Annotated in this window: 14 protein-coding genes, 1 tRNA gene and 1 pseudogene; 14 read left to right on the top strand and 2 right to left on the bottom strand. The window is 54.9% G+C overall.

The annotated features are described in order from the left end of the window. Positions 1–3: 3 nt before the first annotated feature. Positions 4–2,541: a glycogen/starch/alpha-glucan phosphorylase gene (locus BLP93_RS01390; protein WP_092116442.1), complete on the top strand. Its 2,538-nt coding sequence runs from the start codon at positions 4–6 to the stop codon at positions 2,539–2,541. Between the two features lie 261 nt (positions 2,542–2,802). Here the strand turns inward: BLP93_RS01390 and BLP93_RS01380 are convergent, their stop codons facing one another. Beyond that, entirely contained in the window at positions 2,803–3,273 is a 471-nt protein-coding gene (locus tag BLP93_RS01380) for a phosphatidylglycerophosphatase A family protein (RefSeq protein ID WP_092116438.1), read from the bottom strand. A 240-nt stretch (positions 3,274–3,513) separates the two neighbouring features. On the opposite strand from BLP93_RS01380, the gene BLP93_RS01375 reads away from it, so the two are divergent. The 10 genes and pseudogenes from BLP93_RS01375 to BLP93_RS01330 all read left to right on the top strand — a co-directional run bounded on the left by BLP93_RS01375 (position 3,514) and on the right by BLP93_RS01330 (position 13,306). After that, positions 3,514–4,131 carry a class I SAM-dependent methyltransferase gene (locus BLP93_RS01375; protein WP_092116436.1) on the top strand — a complete coding sequence of 206 codons (618 nt, stop codon included), beginning with the start codon at positions 3,514–3,516 and terminating at the stop codon, positions 4,129–4,131. Between the two features lie 59 nt (positions 4,132–4,190). After that, entirely contained in the window at positions 4,191–6,986 is a 2,796-nt protein-coding gene (locus BLP93_RS01370) for a PAS domain-containing sensor histidine kinase (protein ID WP_092116434.1), read from the top strand. Positions 6,987–7,012: 26 nt separating this feature from the next. Beyond that, positions 7,013–7,627, top strand: a complete 615-nt coding sequence (locus BLP93_RS01365) for a flavodoxin family protein (protein ID WP_092116538.1) — start codon at positions 7,013–7,015, stop codon at positions 7,625–7,627. A gap of 211 nt (positions 7,628–7,838) precedes the next feature. After that, positions 7,839–8,246 (top strand): annotated as a pseudogene (locus tag BLP93_RS01360) (CatB-related O-acetyltransferase); the annotation flags it as partial. 191 nt (positions 8,247–8,437) lie between these two features. Then, positions 8,438–9,322: an ABC transporter ATP-binding protein gene (locus BLP93_RS01355; protein WP_341844724.1), complete on the top strand. Its 885-nt coding sequence runs from the start codon at positions 8,438–8,440 to the stop codon at positions 9,320–9,322. Then, a complete protein-coding gene (locus tag BLP93_RS01350) occupies positions 9,319–10,116 on the top strand; it encodes an ABC transporter permease (protein ID WP_244148609.1) in 798 nt (265 codons plus the stop codon). The genes BLP93_RS01355 and BLP93_RS01350 overlap by 4 nt, the downstream gene beginning before the upstream one ends. Positions 10,117–10,150: 34 nt before the next feature. Next, positions 10,151–10,846 (top strand): TVP38/TMEM64 family protein, encoded by a 696-nt coding sequence (locus tag BLP93_RS01345; protein ID WP_092116428.1) that lies wholly within the window; start codon positions 10,151–10,153, stop codon positions 10,844–10,846. Between the two features lie 10 nt (positions 10,847–10,856). Then, the gene (locus tag BLP93_RS01340; protein ID WP_092116427.1) at positions 10,857–11,630 is read left to right on the top strand and encodes a hypothetical protein; all 774 of its coding nucleotides are present in this window, start codon (positions 10,857–10,859) and stop codon (positions 11,628–11,630) included. A gap of 230 nt (positions 11,631–11,860) precedes the next feature. Next, on the top strand, positions 11,861–12,577 hold the full coding sequence (locus tag BLP93_RS01335; protein ID WP_092116425.1) for a tetratricopeptide repeat protein: 717 nt from the start codon (positions 11,861–11,863) through the stop codon (positions 12,575–12,577). Between the two features lie 90 nt (positions 12,578–12,667). Continuing rightward, positions 12,668–13,306, top strand: coding sequence for a flagellar brake protein (locus tag BLP93_RS01330; protein ID WP_161946149.1), 639 nt, complete (start codon positions 12,668–12,670; stop codon positions 13,304–13,306). An 11-nt stretch (positions 13,307–13,317) separates the two neighbouring features. On the opposite strand, the gene BLP93_RS01325 is transcribed toward BLP93_RS01330, so the two are convergent. Further along, positions 13,318–14,100 (bottom strand): ABC transporter ATP-binding protein, encoded by a 783-nt coding sequence (locus tag BLP93_RS01325; RefSeq protein WP_092116421.1) that lies wholly within the window; start codon positions 14,098–14,100, stop codon positions 13,318–13,320. A 122-nt stretch (positions 14,101–14,222) separates the two neighbouring features. Here BLP93_RS01325 and BLP93_RS01320 point away from each other — a divergent pair, with 122 nt between their 5' ends. The 3 genes from BLP93_RS01320 (at position 14,223) to BLP93_RS01310 (ending at position 16,632) form a co-directional block, all read left to right on the top strand. After that, entirely contained in the window at positions 14,223–15,122 is a 900-nt protein-coding gene (locus BLP93_RS01320; protein WP_092116419.1) for an NAD(P)/FAD-dependent oxidoreductase, read from the top strand. A gap of 151 nt (positions 15,123–15,273) precedes the next feature. Continuing rightward, positions 15,274–15,349: transfer RNA gene (locus tag BLP93_RS01315), tRNA-Ile, on the top strand. Positions 15,350–15,606: 257 nt separating this feature from the next. After that, positions 15,607–16,632 carry a Nif3-like dinuclear metal center hexameric protein gene (locus tag BLP93_RS01310; RefSeq protein WP_161946148.1) on the top strand — a complete coding sequence of 342 codons (1,026 nt, stop codon included), beginning with the start codon at positions 15,607–15,609 and terminating at the stop codon, positions 16,630–16,632.

Raw genomic sequence — 16,632 nt, 5'->3', positions numbered from 1 at the left:
TGTATGACCAGAAAGACCGGGGGCGGAAAGCAGACAGCCCCTTCATTTGATTTGAGTTGCAAAACGTTCGACGCGGACATCGGACTGCGGGAAGACAATACCGTGGAGGGGTTGAAACGGGACATCATCCGGCATGTGGTTTCCACCCAGGGCAATGATTACGCCCGGCCCAGCGACTACAACTATTATCACGGTCTGGCCCTGGCCGTGCGGGATAGGATGATCATCCAGTGGATCAAGACGCAGCGCTCCTACTACAAGGATAAAGCCAAGCGGGTCTACTATCTGTCCATGGAGTACCTTCCCGGCAAATCGCTGATGAACAGCCTGCACTGCCTGGGTCTGACGGAAACGGCCCAGCAGGCCCTGAAAGATTTCGGGCTGGACCTGGAGGACGTGGCCGAGGTGGAATGGGATGCCGGGCTGGGTAACGGCGGCCTGGGCCGTCTGGCGTCCTGTTATCTGGATTCCATGGCCACCCAGTGCATTTCGGGTTACGGGTACGGCATCCGCTACGACTACGGCATGTTTCACCAGATGATTGAAAACGGCGCTCAGGTGGAGAGCCCGGACAACTGGACCAAGCGGGGCAATCCCTGGGAATTCGACCGGGCCCGGTACATGAAGCCGGTCAATTTTTTCGGGCATGTGCAGACCTGGGTGGATGATCAGGGGCGGTTGCGGCATAGCTGGGTGGATACGCAAAAGGTGCTGGCCATGGCCTGCGATCTGCTCGTGCCCGGATTCCGCAACGGCCAGACCATCAACATGCGGCTCTGGGCAGCCAAGTCCACCATGGATTTCAACCTGGAATACTTCAACACCGGCAACTATATCGGCGCCCTGGAAGCGAAGATCCGGGACGAAACCATCTCCAAGGTACTCTATCCCAGCGACCAGAAATTGACGGGCAAGGTGCTCAGGCTGTCGCAGCAGTACTTTTTTGTCGCCGCGTCCCTGGAAGACATCCTGCGCCGCTACAAAAAGAAGCACGACACCTTTGACATGTTTCCGGAAATGGTGGTCATTCAACTCAACGACACCCATCCGACCATTGCCATTCCCGAGTTGATGCGCATCCTCGTGGACGAGGAACTTCTGGACTGGGATACTGCCTGGGACATCTGCACCAGGGTCTTTGCCTACACCAACCACACCATCCTGCCCGAGGCCCTGGAGACCTGGCCCTGTTCCTTGATCCAGCGCGTTCTGCCCCGGCACATGGAGATCATCTACGAGATCAACCACCGCTTCATGCAGTGGCTGGATACGCTGGCGGACGGTCATCCGGATCCGGACAGCCGCAAATCCCGCCTGTCCATCATCCAGGAGCATCCCGAGAAGTCCGTGCGCATGGCCAATCTGGCCATTGTGGGCAGCTTTTCGGTCAACGGCGTGGCCGCGATGCACACCGAGATCATCAAGAGCGTGGTGTTTCCGGAGTTTCACGAGGTGTTTCCGGGCCGCTTCCGGAACATCACCAACGGGGTCACGCCCCGGCGCTGGCTGAACCAGGCCAACCCGGGATTGACCGAGCTGATCTCGGAGAAGATACCCGGAAACTGGCTTTGCTATCTGGACAAGCTGGAGCAGCTTTCGCCCCATGCCGATGATCCGGAATTCCGGGTTCGCTGGCGGAAGGTCAAACGCGCCAACAAGGAACTCCTGGCGAACTACGTCCGGCGCAAGATCGGCATCGAGTGCAACCTGGACGCCATGTTCGACGTGCAGGTCAAGCGCATCCATGAATACAAGCGCCAGCTGCTCAACGTGCTGCACGTGATCACCCTCTACAATCGCATCAAGGCCAATCCCGGCGGCGAGTTCACTCCCCGGGCCGTCTTCTTCGGCGGCAAGGCGGCTCCGTCCTACTTCATGGCCAAGCTGATCATTCGCTTGATCAACGCCGTGGCGGACGTGGTGAACAACGATGCCGACATGGCAGGACGGCTGCAGGTGATCTTCCTGCCCAACTACTGCGTTTCCCAGGCCGAACGGATCATACCGGCAACCGAACTTTCGGAGCAAATCTCCACGGCGGGATACGAGGCATCGGGCACGGGCAATATGAAGTTTGCGCTCAACGGCGCACTGACCATCGGCACCCTGGACGGGGCGAATGTGGAAATGCTCGAGGAAATCGGCGCGGAGAACATGTTCATCTTCGGCCGCACCGCCGACGAAATCCGGGATTTGCGGCGTTCAGGCTACAACCCTTGGCACTATTGCGAACGCGATCCGGAACTGAAAAAAGTGCTGTCCATGATTTCCCGGAACGTCTTTTCACCGCGCGATCCCGACCTGTTCGCGCCCATCACGGATTCCCTGCTGCACAACGGGGACTATTACTGCGTTCTGGCCGATTACCGGGCCTACGTGGACTGCCAGGAACAGGTGGACCTGGTCTACCGCGACCAGGAAGAATGGACTCGCCGCTCCATCCTGAACACGGCCCGGATGGGCAAGTTCTCCAGCGACCGCTCGGTGGCCGAATATGCCCGGGACATTTGGGGCGTGGAGCCGCTGGCATGTCCGATTTGATGATTTTTGTTGTTCTCTGGTAACTACTCAGCTTGAGCGGGAAAAAGGTGGCTTTTCAAAAACTTGTGGCAAGCATGACCTGGATTCCCGCCTTCGCGGGAATGACTTGTTTTTCCAATCCCGTCTTCGAGTCAGTCATACCCGCGAAGGCGGGTATCCAGTCCGTTTTTACTCGGATGAGCTGAGTAGTTACGTTTTCAGTTCTGAAATGTCTTTTCACCTGGGGAGGGTCGCAAGGCCCTCCCTTTTGCATTCCTGGGATCAAAGGAAAAGAATCATGAGCCAGAGCATTGCTGCCGCGGGTATGGCGGCGATGCAGTCGTCCACCATGACGCCGAAGCCTCCGGGGACATTGCGGTCCACATAGCGGATCGGCCAAGGTTTGAGGATGTCGAAAATGCGGAAAAAGACAAACCCGGCAGCCAGTTGAACCGGTGAGAGCACGGCAAAGGGCAGCAGGGTCAGCCACTGGCCCAGCAGTTCGTCCACCACGACGCAGCCCGGGTCCTTGCGTCCAAAAATCCGCTCCGAACGCGACGCGGCCCAGGTGCCGACCAGGAGAATAAGCATCAGCACCATCACGCGCATGGAGAAGGACAAGGGCATGAACAGCCAGGGCGCGGCGGCAATTGCCGCCAGCGAGCCCCAGGTGCCGGGAATCTTGGGCAGATGGCCGAAGGGGCCGAGGGTGGCGATGATCGAGGCCGTGCGGTCGAGCAGGCGGGTGGACATGTGAACTCGCTTCGATGGTTGCATTTGTTGAAAAACGGCAGCCGTATCGAGTAATATCTTCTTCTCGGTTCGGCAATCGTCATCTGTTTGACTCCGTGTTTTCTCGCTGGCGCAGGCTGGACATCCGACAAAGGCATTTAATTGTCATTGCATGTTTCGATGCCTATTCTTTTCTTATTCCGATTCAAAACAGGTAAAAGATCCGTTATCGATTCTGCACGACGTATTCAGGCAGGGATAATGTCGTTTTACAGAAAATACATCCTTCCCAGAGCGACGCATCTTACATGCGGCATGAAGCCGATGATGCGTCAGCGGAAGAAAGTGATTCCTCGTGCCTCGGGGCATGTTCTGGAGGTCGGATTCGGGTCCGGGTTGAACCTGCCGTTCTATGATTCCCGCAACGTCTCCAAGTTGTGGGGACTGGACCCATATTCCGAGATGACGAAGATCGCGGAAGACGTCGTCCGCGACGCTCCCTTCGAGGTGGAGATCCTCAAAGCGCCGGGTGAGGAAATGCCGCTTGAGGACAGGAGCATGGATACCATCGTCATGACCTATACCTTGTGCACCATTGCCGATCCGCAAAAAACATTCGCGGAGATGGCTCGCGTGCTGAAGCCCGAAGGATCGCTGCTGTTCTGCGAGCACGGCGTTTCTCCCGATCCCAGCGTGCATTCGTGGCAGGATCGCCTGACGCCGATCTGGATGCGCTTGGCGGGCGGGTGTCACCTGAACCGCGACATTCCAAAACTCATCACCCAAGGCGGATTCCGGATCAGGGAACTGGAGACCGGATACGTGTCCGGGTTGCGGATAGCCAGTTACAACTATCTGGGTATTGCACGTTTTGGGTGATTATGATTATGGCAGTGTAAGAATATAACTTGAACTTTGGATACTTAAGAGACTGTTTAATGTCGTCCGCTAAAGAAGCAATGAGTCATTTCAACATGTCGCGCCTCCTTGGGCCAGGCAAGGGCAGACGTCTGGGCCTGCTCACCGCGATCACGCTGCCGATCCTTGTGGTTTTGCTCACGCTGCAAGATTCTCGGACCGTTTACTATTCACCTTTTCTCCTCCAGACCGCAACATTTTTGTTTATTATCATCCCATGCGGGATCATGGCCATTCTATTCGCCAGAATCTATCTGCGCCAGGGACAGCCAAGCGTGCTTGCGCTTGGTGGCGGCGTGGTGGCCTTCGGCATTGCCAACGTGCTGACGAGTTTCTATTCGGCCTTTGGGCTAGGAGCCAATGATATCGTAACGGTCCACAATATAAGCACGCTCGCCTTTGCCGCGAGTTGCTTCGTGAGCACACACCAGCGACTTCAGTCTGGTTCCTATTCTCAAGGAGGGGCTAAGTTCTCTTTGCTGGCCCTGGTCTACACCAGCATGCTTCTACTTCCCTTGCTGGTCTACTGGGCAAGCCTCAGTGGCAACCTGCCAACCTTTTTTGTTCAGGGAGAAGGGCCGACGCGCATACGCCAACTCGTGCTTACAACTGCCCTGGTCCTTTTTGTCGTTGCCTTGAAAGAACAGTACTCCGTATACCGGCGCATTCGCTCGGTTTTCGGCTACTGGTTCTTGCTCGGCCTCGTTCTCATCATAACTGCTTTAATTTGTTTCGGCCTTATGTATGCGGTGCACACTCCCCTGAGTTGGCTTGGCAGAATCAGTCAAATTTTTGGATTCGGCTTCATCCTTGCGGGCGTACTTGCGACCTACCGGGATTCCAGAGAGGGTCGCCAAAGCGTTGAAGATGCCCTCCAGTCCTTTTTAAGTGCCAATACTGGTTACAGGCTTCTTGTGGAGAACTCATCCGACCTCATTGCGAGGCTCAATCTCGAGATGCGTCTCTCATACGTCAATCCCTCCATAGAACGCCTGACGGGTCTGCCGGCAAGCCAATTACTGCACCGCACGCTGGCCGAGGCCGGGCTAAAGGGTGAAACTCTGAGGAGACTGGAAAGTACCGCCCACAAGGCACTCGAGGAGGGCGTGGAGCAGACCGCGGAGATCGCATTCGCCACACGGGACGGTTCCTATGTCCACCACTGCCGCTTCATGCCCGAGCGGAACGACCGTGGACGCATCTGGGGCGTGGTACTCGTCGGTCGTGACATTACCCAGCGTGCGAACTTGGAGAAGGAGCTTCAGCAGGCGAAAATAAAGGCAGAGCTCAGGGCGAGTGAACTCGATGCCGCACTCGACGCCCTTGCCGAAGGTGTGGTCATCTATGGACTCGATGAGAAGATCAAGCGCATGAATCCTGCCGCGGAACATCTCCTCCAGTACGATCCCCGCACTCGCGAGGCGGATCTCGCCTCGCGACTGGCGATGTTGCGCGCGAGCCTGCCCGGAGGCGGCCTGGTAACATCTGATGACGCTTCGATTAGGCGAGCCGCACGTGGCGAGACAGTACGGTCCAAGGAGCTTCTGGTGTACCTGAAAGGGGATGACCAGCCGCACTTCATCTCTGTAAACGCCGCGCCCATCCGCATGCCGAATGATGAACAGATCGGGATTATCGCCACCTTCATCGACATAACCGAGCGGAAGCGCATTGAGCAGGCTCTGCGCGAGAGCGAGGAACGCTTTCGCACCCTTGCCGACAACATGAGCCAGTTGGCCTGGATGGCCGACGAGAAGGGCTTTATTTTCTGGTACAATCGACGCTGGTACGTTTATACCGGCACCACCTTTGAGGAGACGCAGGGGATGGGCTGGCGCAAGGTTCACCACCCCGAGCACGTGGACCGCGTCGTGGAGAGTGCCAGCCATAGCATCTCAACAGGAGAGGAATGGGAGGACACCTTCCCTCTGCGCGGCAAGGACGGCCAGTACTGCTGGTTCCTGTCGCGGGCTGTTCCCATCCGTGACGACCAGGGCCGTATCGTACGCTGGTTCGGCACGAACACCGACATCACCGAACTGCTTGAGAAGGAGCGTCAACTTGAGACAGCTCTGGCGGAACGGGACAGATTCTTTTCCATCATCGCGCATGACCTCAGGTCACCCTTCATGGGGTTTCTCGTGTTCATCAAAATGTTGACGGAACGTGTCGACAAGTTGTCTCTGAATGAGATCCAACGGTTGTCCCATGACATGCAGGAATCCGCTGAAAACCTGCATCGTCTCCTCGAAAACCTGTTGGAATGGGCGCTGGCGCAACGAGGTGAAATCGCGTACGAGCCGGGCCGGTGCGATCTGGCGGAAATGGTCGATCGCAACATCGAGTTTATCAAGATGGTCGCTCTGCAGAAGGATGTCGAATTCCAATCCGAAATTCCGGAAGGATTAAGTGTGCTTGTCGACAAACACATGTTGGATACTATTCTGCGCAATCTGTTCACCAATGCCGTCAAGTTCTCGAGCAATGCGGGAAAGGTGCATGTTCGCGCCGACAGTAACGAAGATTTCGTCACGGTTTCCGTCAAGGACAATGGCATCGGGATGGATGAGGAAACTCTGTCCAACCTCCTGAGATTGGACAAGATGCGCTCCAGGAAAGGAACTGGCGGCGAAAAAGGAACGGGACTCGGTCTGTTGTTGTGCAAGGAATTCATTGAAAAGCACGGCGGCAGAATATGGGTGAACAGCAAAGCTGGCAAAGGGACAACCATATATTTCACCTTGCCCGCGTATGCCGATGACCAAGTGACGGATGAGGCCACCCTAGATCATGAAAGAACTGGGCCTATGTTTTAGATATGACATTGATGGAGGTGGAGACAATGAAAGTGTTGGCAGTCAACGGAAGTCCGCGCAAGGGCGGCAATACGGAAGTCCTGTTGCGCAAGGTTTTGGAGCCGCTAGCGGGCGAGGGCTGGGAAACGGAGTTCGTTCAGTTGGGCGGCAGGAAAATCTCGGGCTGCATAGCCTGCTACAAATGCTTTGAGAACAAGGACGAGCGCTGTGCCGTGACCTCGGACGCGCTGAACGACATCCTGGAGCAGGTCCTGGCAGCCGATGCCCTGGTTTTCGGTTCCCCCACGTATTTCACCGACGTCAGCGCCGAGATGAAGGCCCTGCTGGACCGTACGGGCTTGGTCAGCGTGGCCAACGGCGGACTGCTGCGCGGCAAGATCGGAGCTGCCGTGGTCGCGGTGCGCCGGGGAGGGGGCACGCATGTCTTCGACACCATCAACCACATGTTTCTGATGTCCTCGATGATCGTTCCCGGATCGATCTACTGGAACCTGGGATACGGCCTGCACAAGGGCGACGTGCTCCAGGACGAGGAGGGACTGCGGAACATGAACCACCTCGGCCGAACCATCGCCTGGCTGGGCAAAGCCGTTAAACCTCACCTGAACGATTTCCCCGATCCCGGACCGGCGGAGGGATAAGCGGTTGGTCAAGTCCAATGTGTTTTCCTTTTCAGTGCGAAGTCCAGTCTGTTGAAGACTTGACCCCTTTCTATGAAACAAAATTGAGACAAGACATCATGGGCGGTTCCCTGGACGCAAAGGCATGGAATAAACACTTGACGCCCTGATCGATGAATAAACCGGCAGCACCAAGATCTATGCCATTTGCAACCTGAAACGGTTGTGGATTATTTCAACCTATCCCTTCTTCATCTTCGGCAAAGGGTGGGAGAAGGGGGCGTTTGTGGATGACGGCAAGGCCTACAAAGGTGACACCGTCATTGGAAATGACGTTTGGAGAGGGTATGAAGCCATGCTTATGCCCGGCGTCACGATCGGCAACGGGGCGGTTATCGCCTCACGGTCAGTGGTTGTTTCCGACGTGCCGGCCTATGCCGTTGTCGGCGGGAATCCGGCCAGGATAATTCGTTTCCGCTTCCCAGAGCACATCGTTCTGGCGCTGGAGCAAATCGCATGGTGGGATTGGCCCGTTGAAAAGATAACGCGGAATCTTAGGATACGGGGCTGCCCCTGCCATTGGGGTGGTTTCCGCGCTGGACTTCAGGTTGAGGGCGATATTATAATGAAATGTTTGTAACTACTCAGCCTTCTGAGCAGGAAAGGTTACTTTCAAAAACTTGAGGCAAGCATGACCTGGGCTCCCGCCCTCTCGGGAATGGCTTGTTGTTAAAGCCGTCTCCGGGGCAGTCATACCCGCGAAGGCGGGTTCATTTTTCTCCCCAATCATCTATGCCCTCGACCACTCCAACCGTCATTGAAGCCAGCAATTTGCGCAAACAGTTCGGGTCGTTCACTGCGGTGGATGATTTGAGTTTTTCCGTGGCCAAAGGGGAGTTCTTCGGAGTTCTTGGACCCAACGGCGCGGGCAAGACCACGGCCATTCGGATGATCTACGGGTTCTCGCCCTTGACGTCCGGGACGATGCGCGTTTTCGATCAGGATATCGGGGTGGGGTGGCGGGATATCCGGTCCCGGCTGGGGGTCTGCCAGCAGGAGAATACTCTGGATCCGGATCTGACCGTGGAACAGAATCTGCTTGTCTTTGCCGGATATTTCAACATCCCCAGGGTGGTGGCGGTTCGGAAGACCTCGGAACTGCTGGAATTCTTCGCCCTGGAGCACAAGAAGTCGGCCCGGGTCCTGGAACTGTCCGGAGGCATGGCCCGGCGATTGATGCTGGCCCGGGCATTGATCAACAACCCGGAACTGGTCATTCTGGATGAGCCGACCACGGGCCTTGATCCACAGTCGAGGCATCAGGTCTGGACCAAGCTGAAGGAGTTGCGGGGCCGGGGACTGACCATGCTTTTGACCACCCACTACATGGAGGAAGCTGCTCGTCTATGCGACCGCCTGATCATCGTCGACCACGGCAAGCTGCTTGTGGAAGGGGCGCCGGTCAAGCTGATCCGGGAATATGCCGGTGATTCGGTGATCGAAGTGGAGTCGCCGTCCCAGGAGTTGCGGGAGTTCGTGCGAGCTCACGAACTTGCCCATGAAGACCTGGAATCGCGGATCATCATCTACAATGATCGTGGGCATGAGCTGGAGCAGACATTGCGCGGCACGTTCTGCACCCAGACCTGCACTTTCAGGCTGGCTACCCTGGAGGACGTGTTCCTGCGGTTGACCGGGCGAGGTTTAAGGGAATGAACCTGTCACGGCAATTTTTCATGCAGTACTCCCGGAGGCTGTTGCGGGTCTGGGAACGCAACTTGGTGGTGTACCGGCGGATCTGGAAGGTCAATTTTCTCGTGCCCCTGCTGGAGCCGATCTTCTACCTGGTGGCCTTTGGCGTGGGATTCAGCGGATTGATCGGCGATGTGATCTATGCGGGGCAAGAGTTGACCTACGTGGCCTTCATCGCGCCGGCTCTGCTGGCCACTGCCATCATGTTCAACGCCTTCTACGAGACCACATTCGCATCCTTTGTGCGCATGTATTACCAGAAGACCTTTGACGCGATGCTGGCCACGCCGCTGTCGCTGGAAGAGATCATCACCGCAGAAATCCTCTGGGGAGCCACCAAGTCCGTCATGGCCGCGGCTTTGATGTTGGTGGTGATCGCCTTGTTCGGGCTGGTGCGGTTGCCGGAGGGGCTGTGGATCTTGCCGTTGGCCTTCCTGGGGGGTATGGCCTTCGGGTCGGTGGGCATGTATTTCACCGGCATCACCCCGAGTATCGACATGTTCAACCTGCCGATGTTTCTTTTCATCACGCCGCTTTTTCTGTTCAGCGGAACCTTTTTTCCAGTGGCCGGTCTGCCGGAATGGGCGCAGCTCGTGGCCCAGCTTTCGCCGCTGTATCATTTGGTGGAGATTTCCCGGCTTGCCGCCACGGGCAGGATGGAGTCCGGTCTTTTCACCAGCCTGGGATATCTGCTGGCGTTCAGCAGCGTGTTTTTTATCCTGGCCATACGCGCCATGCGCAAGCGGCTGATCAGGTAATCATGAATATGATTCCGCCAAAACAAGAGCTGCAATGACCGAATCGGCGCGAACACCATCGTTGTTTCCCGCTGCTGGCTGGGTAGTTATCCTGGGCATCATGGGGCTGGCTCTGTGGTTCGGCATGGAGTACGGGAAGCTGATCCACCTCAAGGCGGAGCAGTGGACCCATACCTGGTGGCTTGTTCCGATACTGATCTGCGCCCAGGCATTTCCTTTTGCCCTGGCATTGCCCGGATCGATCATGTTTCTGGTGATCGGGCTGCTCTATGACCCTCTTCCGGCTACTGCGATGATCACCGCCGGCGGCGTTTTGGGAAGTACTTTGGCCTATTATTTCTCGCGGCGTCTGGGAAACAGCTGGGTGTCGCGGGTGCAGCAGGGTCGCATGTATCAAATCCTGCGGCGCAATACGAATTTTTTGATGCTGTGCGCCATGCGCACCCTCCCCGGTTTTCCGCATTCCATCATCAATTACGGCTCCGGACTATTGCGTATACCTCTGAAGCGTTTTGTGATCAGCGCGATGATCGGCTACATGCTCAAGGGGCTGCTTTATGCGTCGATGCTGCACGGTGTGATGGATGTCGATGAAGGGCGGGAGATGATTTCCCTTGAGGTTCTCTGGCCGCTGATCGTTTTGGCCGGTTTGTTCATCGTCGGTTTTGTCCTGCACAATCGGTTGGGCAGGCCTCAGGCGGATGCGCAGCAGACGATGTCCGCGGATTAAGGAGCGCAATGTGAACAACATGGCAAAGGCAGATGAGGCGAAGCAATCTTCACGAATTGTCGACCTTGTGCACACCCCGCTGGAGGCCGTTGCGGCCTACTGGCTTTCCCTGAAAAAGGCGCTGGACCGGCACAAGAACGGCCGTTTCCTGGAGGAAGAGGCCAGGCATGCGGCCGAACCCTTCATCAAGCATCTGTTGAGCCTGTTGCAATCAGGTTTTTCCGTCGATGACTGCAGGCGGCTGGCCACTGTGAAGCAACGCAACCTGCTGCGGGATCTGCACCGCAAGCTGGACCTGCTGGCAATCTGCCTGCTCGGCATCGCCGGGAACGAGAATCCGCAAAAAGTCCTGATCCGCATCATATCCAAGTTTTCCATTTCGCCCATATTCGAGAAAGAGGTATTCGAGATCGCCCAGCAGGCCTTACAGAACCTGGACAAGCCGAAAACCAGGGAAAAGTTCCTGCTCATCGATCAGGCCATGAAGATCGAGGCGTTGATCATCAACATGATGGTTTATTCCATGTTCGCACGGCGCAACGATCACAAGAAAATGCAGCTGTTTTCGGAGTACATTCGTTCCTACTACTTTTCCGAGGGCATGGCCCTGATCCAGGACGGATTTGAACATGATTTCGTGAAATATCGTTTGATTCTGCTGCGTAAGGAGATCCTGGCAGACATGGAAAACAAGATGGAAATGTCCCTGGAAATGTTTTTCGGAATGCGAAATGGGAACAGCTATGGAGACATGTTGAAAATATACAACTCTTTTACCATCTGACAACTGAGATTTTTGATAACGGTTCAGCCGAACAATTCCCTATTGTCTTGTCATAATTGCTTAATAATTTTTTCTTTCTTGACCCTCCGCAATTTCCAAAGATTAGCCAAATTTTGTTGTTCCCATAAAGTTGTTGATTTCATGGGAGGTTAATGGTTAGGACTTCACTTCCGTCAATGTACACCTCCAACTGATGTTTATCCATTCAGATTAACCTCCTATTGAAAATCATGATTCTTGGCGTCTATTCAAAAAAAACGGAAATGTCCGGTGGGTTCGGCGGGACGCGAATGTCTTCATCAACCAGGACATACTGGTTTGTCCGCAGAGTGGATGACGATACCTATGAGGTTCAGCCGCTGAATCAACAGCATGTTCCCTCAGGCATTGTCTCGCGTATTTCCAAAAAGACATTCATGCTCGAGTATGCTCCAGAACTCGACTATTACGAGCGCAAGACCTTGCCTGTGCTGAAATCGTTGCAGCGGAAACTGGATCAAGGAGAGAAGCTTTTTGAATTAAAGCAGTTGGACGCAGCTGAGTCTGAATTTGTCAAGGCTTTACATATTGACGAGCAGAATTCCCAGGCGAGTCTCAGGCTTGGAGATATCTACTGTCAAACAAAAGATCATCAACGATTGAAGAAGGCTCTGGCCCGAATTCTGAATCTTGATAATGTTTTCATTGAGACGGAACGGCATCGGTTCAATGAGTTCGGCACTAATTTGCGGAAAGGGGGGTTTTTGGATGAATCCCTGGCGTATTACGACAAGGCCTTGTCGCTTAACGACCATGATGAACACTTGCATTTCAATGTCGCTAGAGTCTTTTATGATTTGAAAGACTATGGCAAATGTATCGATCACCTCCAGCGTGCCTTGGCCCTTAATCAGGATTTTGAAGAGGCGAAGGATTTTCTGGAATACTGCCGAAAGTTCAACACCTGATTTTTGCTGGAAAAACCAGCTGAATTCTCGGAAGATGCGATTGTCGCGTCTCAATGCTATTTCTGGAAACCGCTTTTGATGGAGAAAGGTTTGAGCGCAATAGAAGTTGGCATGAAAGTCATGGTTGAATTGCCCGGCATGAAGGACAAACTTCATACTCGTTTCGTAGGCTACATCAACAAGCGCTGCGTTATTACCACGATACCACTGGTGCCCGAGGTGAATCGGTCCATGCTTTACGAGCACCTTTACAAGGGCAATGCCATGACGGTCCGCTTCATCAAGTCCGGCTCCGTTCTCGGATTCGCCACCTTGATCCAGCACGTTTCTTTTTCTCCCTTTCCTCTCTTGTTCCTGGAGTTTCCCGATAAGATCGAATCCTTCAACTTACGCAAGGACAGCCGGGTAAATTGCTTGTTCCCTGTAGCGATGGCCCTTAATGGAACAACAATTCAAGGCGCCTTGTTGGACATCAGCAAGTCCGGCTGCGGGATTGGAATCCAGGGTGAAGAATCCCAGAAAATTACATTTGAAATTGACGATGTCGTTAGAGTGCAGTGTCCATTTCTGTTTAAAAGTGAAGATGAACGAGTGGACTGCGTGATCAAGCGTATCAATAAGAGTGGCTCGAAAGTTGATCTCGGCCTTAAATTCAATCAAATTCCGGAATCATTATTGTCTGTTATTCATGATTATGTTCAGCAGATGACAATGTATCTGGACGATTAAAGAAGCGTTGGTCAGGCCGGCACCACTTGAAAATAACCACCAGATTCCAATAGGCGCAAGGGAGTCTCGAACAGATCGGCCATGGCCTGTTCGGTGAGGACAATTTCCTTGGGGCCGTCGGCAACCACCCTGCCGTTCTTGAGCAGGACGATGCGCTTCATTTCCGGGGGAATTTCGTGGATGTGATGGGTGACCAGGATCACGGTTTTCTCCTGGCGCATCAGTTCGCGAATCGTATCCAGGTAGAAGAAGCAGGCCTTGATATCCAAACCGGACGTCGGTTCATCCAGGAGCAGGGCCTGGGGATCGTTCACCAGGGCCCGCGCCAGCAGCAGTCGGCGTTGCTGACCGGTGGACATGGAACGGAATGATTTCCCCGCCAGTTCAGTAACGGAAAGGGCTTGCAGAAGCTGATCGGTCCGCAGCACCTCCTCCCGGCTGAAATGGTGATGAGCATAGGTGCCGATGGAGGATCTGAAGCCGGAAAGAACCACTTCACGTCCCGAAACATTGCCCGGATACTCCTGCTGCAAGTCCTGTGACACCATGCCGAGGCGGGAGCGCAGATCCCAGACGTTCCACCGCTCCTGGCCAAAAAGGCGCAGAACCGTGTCCGTTCCCGGCATGGGATAAATTTCCCGGGCCAACAATTTGAGGAGCGTGGTCTTCCCGGCGCCGTTGGGGCCGAGTAGGGCGGTGTGCTGCCCCCTGTCGATGTTCAGGCACAGGTTCTGGAAAACCCGGTTTCGTTCCCTGTATACCGTGGCGTTGTGGATGTGTAATATGTTTTGCATATTCCCGGCACCCTAGCTTCATGATGCAATTTTGACAAATTCGAGGCCTTGTTGCCATTTCTCGGGATATGATGGCAAATCGACTGCAGGCTTCCACCATTATTTTTTCAACAGGAGTTGTCATGAGAAACGTGAGTCTGGTCATCATCGGTCAGGGACCGGCAGGCTTGTCCGCCGCCATTTATACAGCCAGAGCAGGAATCGGAACGCTTGTGCTCGGATGCGCTCCGAAAATTGCAGGGGATTATGATATCGACAATTATTTCGGCTTTGCGGAAACCATTTCCGGCATGGAGTTAATCCAGCGCGGGATCAGGCAGGCTGAGCGTTTCGGGGCCGAAGTGCGTAACGAACGCGTGCTCTCCATCCATGCGGTGGCGGAAGGGCGCTTCCATGTACGGACGGAGCAGGAGGAGTATGAAACCTGCGCGGTGATCCTGGCCACCGGCGTTTCCCGTGTCCGCCCGGGGATTGACAATCTTCAGGATTATGAAGGCAAAGGAGTTTCGTATTGCGTGAGTTGCGATGGATTTTTCGTCCGGCAGAAAAAGGTGATGGTTCTGGGCGAAGGAAATTTCGCCGCGAACCAGGCTCTTGAATTGCTGCACTACACCCCCTTTGTGCGGATCTGCACCCAGGGCAAGACCCTGGATATGGCCCAGGAATTTCAAGACAAACTGCTGCGCTCCGGAATCACGATCGTCCAGGATAAGATCCTGTCCCTCGGAGGCAGCGACGGCCTGGCCACGGTTCATTATGCCGGAGGCGAACAGGAGGAGGTAGATGGGCTGTTTATCGCCATGGGACAGGCCAGTTCCTCAGATTTCGCCGCCAGTCTGGGATTGGTGAAACGCAAACAATTCATCGCCGTGAACGAGCAGCAGCAAACGAACATTCCAGGAATCTATGCCGCCGGCGACTGCGTCGGCAGGTTCCTCCAGATCAGCGTGGCCGTAGGGGAAGGCGCATTGGCAGCCCGCTCGGCCATCGAATACGTAAAGAAGGAATGCGCCAAAGAATAACGGGAATTGCTTTGACTTTCGTCCCCAACCCTCCTTCACCCTAATCGAAATCGAAATCGAAATCGAAACCGTCCTTGTCATTTTCGAAAACATTCGACTTGACAGGGGCCATCGGTGAAAGGTAATTATATCCTCTTTTGCAATTTCAAAAGGGCCTATAGCTCAGTTGGTAGAGCCACCGGCTCATAACCGGCAGGTCCCAGGTTCAAGTCCTGGTAGGCCCACCAAAGAGGAAACTGGTGCCTCAGGCGCATATCTACTTAAACCGCATCGCTGAAAACATGTTCGCCGTTCTTATGAGAGGTGTTTCTTGGAAAAGTTTATCCGGGAAACACCTTTTTTTGTTATTTTGTAACTTTTCTGCACATCTTTACTGCGAGACAAGTCGGACAGCAGGTGAGGAGTTACGTTCTTGCGGAATGCGCGACAACTCAGAATGTCTTGATGCCCGCGGCCCGAACAACGAATGATTTCGGATTATGATATGCATGTCCACGATTTGATAGCAAAAATTGAAATGGAGGCGCCGCCGGAGTGCGCGGCCTCCTGGGACAAGGGCGGTGTTCAGGTTGCGGGTGGTCGGTCGCAGGTTCACAAACTGGCCGTCGGGCTGGATCCGACACCGGGGCTGATTGACCAAGCCCTGGAGTGGGGCGCTGATTTTATCCTGGTGCACCATCCATTGGCCATGAAGCCTGATTTTCCGTCCCGACCGGACAGCAGGTATCACCATGTACTCGGAGCTCTTTTTCGCCATGATGCCTGGCTCTATGCGGCTCATACCAGTCTGGACACGCAGCCTGACGGCCCGGTGCAGTGGCTGGCCAGAGCGCTGATCCTTCAACATGTCCGCGTTCTGGAGCAGACAGGAAAACAGGTCGGGCGTTGGTTCAGGATTCTTGGAGCAACGGATGCCGTTGCCGGAGTCGGGCGGGCACTTGCGGTCCAGTCGGGAATCGAAATCTTCCAGCAGCATGCCCAGACCTTGGAGGTCGTTTGCGGTCCGGCGCAGAGTGCGCTGGTCCGGAAGGCAGTTGATGATGACGCGAGCGGTACGCTGCGCATGATTTCCCAGGAACTGGACACCCCTTCCAAAAATGTCGGTTTCGGCTTTGTCGGCGAATTGCCGTCGGCATTGTCATGGTCTCAGTTTGTCCAAACTGTTGAAGGGCTTATCGAAGAGCCTTTGCGGACCGTAGCCGGTGTTGTTCCGGACCAGGTACGCAGGGTGGCCTGCTGCCCGGGCTCCGGAGCGTCATTGCTTGATCGGGCCGCGAAGTCAGGCGCCCAGGTCTACATTACCGGTGATTTCAAGTACCATGATGCTCAGATGGCTGAAGAGCTTGGTCTTCTGGTCGCGGATGTGGGCCATTTCCGTCTCGAAGAACGGATGATGGCTTTTTTTGCCAAGGATTTGCGGCTCAAACTGGAAGAATTTGCAATTGAAGTGGCTTTTATTCCCGGACACGACGCATTCACGCATCGTTTCCTCGAGGAACGCCCGGCGTGA

This window comes from Desulfonatronum thiosulfatophilum (genome assembly GCF_900104215.1).
GTDB lineage: Bacteria > Desulfobacterota > Desulfovibrionia > Desulfovibrionales > Desulfonatronaceae > Desulfonatronum > Desulfonatronum thiosulfatophilum.
The sequence above is the reverse complement of the archived record's forward strand: the minus strand, read 5'-3'. Positions and strand labels throughout refer to the sequence as shown.

What these genes read in the sequence shown, in the direction of transcription:
- BLP93_RS01365 (WP_092116538.1), top strand. Translation starts at nt 7,013, where the DNA reads ATGAAAGTGTTGGCAGTCAACGGAAGTCCGCGCAAGGGCGGCAATACG.
- BLP93_RS01375 (WP_092116436.1), top strand. Translation starts at nt 3,514, where the DNA reads ATGTCGTTTTACAGAAAATACATCCTTCCCAGAGCGACGCATCTTACA.
- BLP93_RS01380 (WP_092116438.1), bottom strand. Translation starts at nt 3,273, where the DNA reads ATGTCCACCCGCCTGCTCGACCGCACGGCCTCGATCATCGCCACCCTC.
- BLP93_RS01390 (WP_092116442.1), top strand. Translation starts at nt 4, where the DNA reads ATGACCAGAAAGACCGGGGGCGGAAAGCAGACAGCCCCTTCATTTGAT.
- BLP93_RS01325 (WP_092116421.1), bottom strand. Translation starts at nt 14,100, where the DNA reads ATGCAAAACATATTACACATCCACAACGCCACGGTATACAGGGAACGA.
- BLP93_RS01320 (WP_092116419.1), top strand. Translation starts at nt 14,223, where the DNA reads ATGAGAAACGTGAGTCTGGTCATCATCGGTCAGGGACCGGCAGGCTTG.
- BLP93_RS01335 (WP_092116425.1), top strand. Translation starts at nt 11,861, where the DNA reads ATGATTCTTGGCGTCTATTCAAAAAAAACGGAAATGTCCGGTGGGTTC.
- BLP93_RS01350 (WP_244148609.1), top strand. Translation starts at nt 9,319, where the DNA reads ATGAACCTGTCACGGCAATTTTTCATGCAGTACTCCCGGAGGCTGTTG.
- BLP93_RS01345 (WP_092116428.1), top strand. Translation starts at nt 10,151, where the DNA reads ATGACCGAATCGGCGCGAACACCATCGTTGTTTCCCGCTGCTGGCTGG.
- BLP93_RS01310 (WP_161946148.1), top strand. Translation starts at nt 15,607, where the DNA reads ATGCATGTCCACGATTTGATAGCAAAAATTGAAATGGAGGCGCCGCCG.
- BLP93_RS01370 (WP_092116434.1), top strand. Translation starts at nt 4,191, where the DNA reads ATGTCGTCCGCTAAAGAAGCAATGAGTCATTTCAACATGTCGCGCCTC.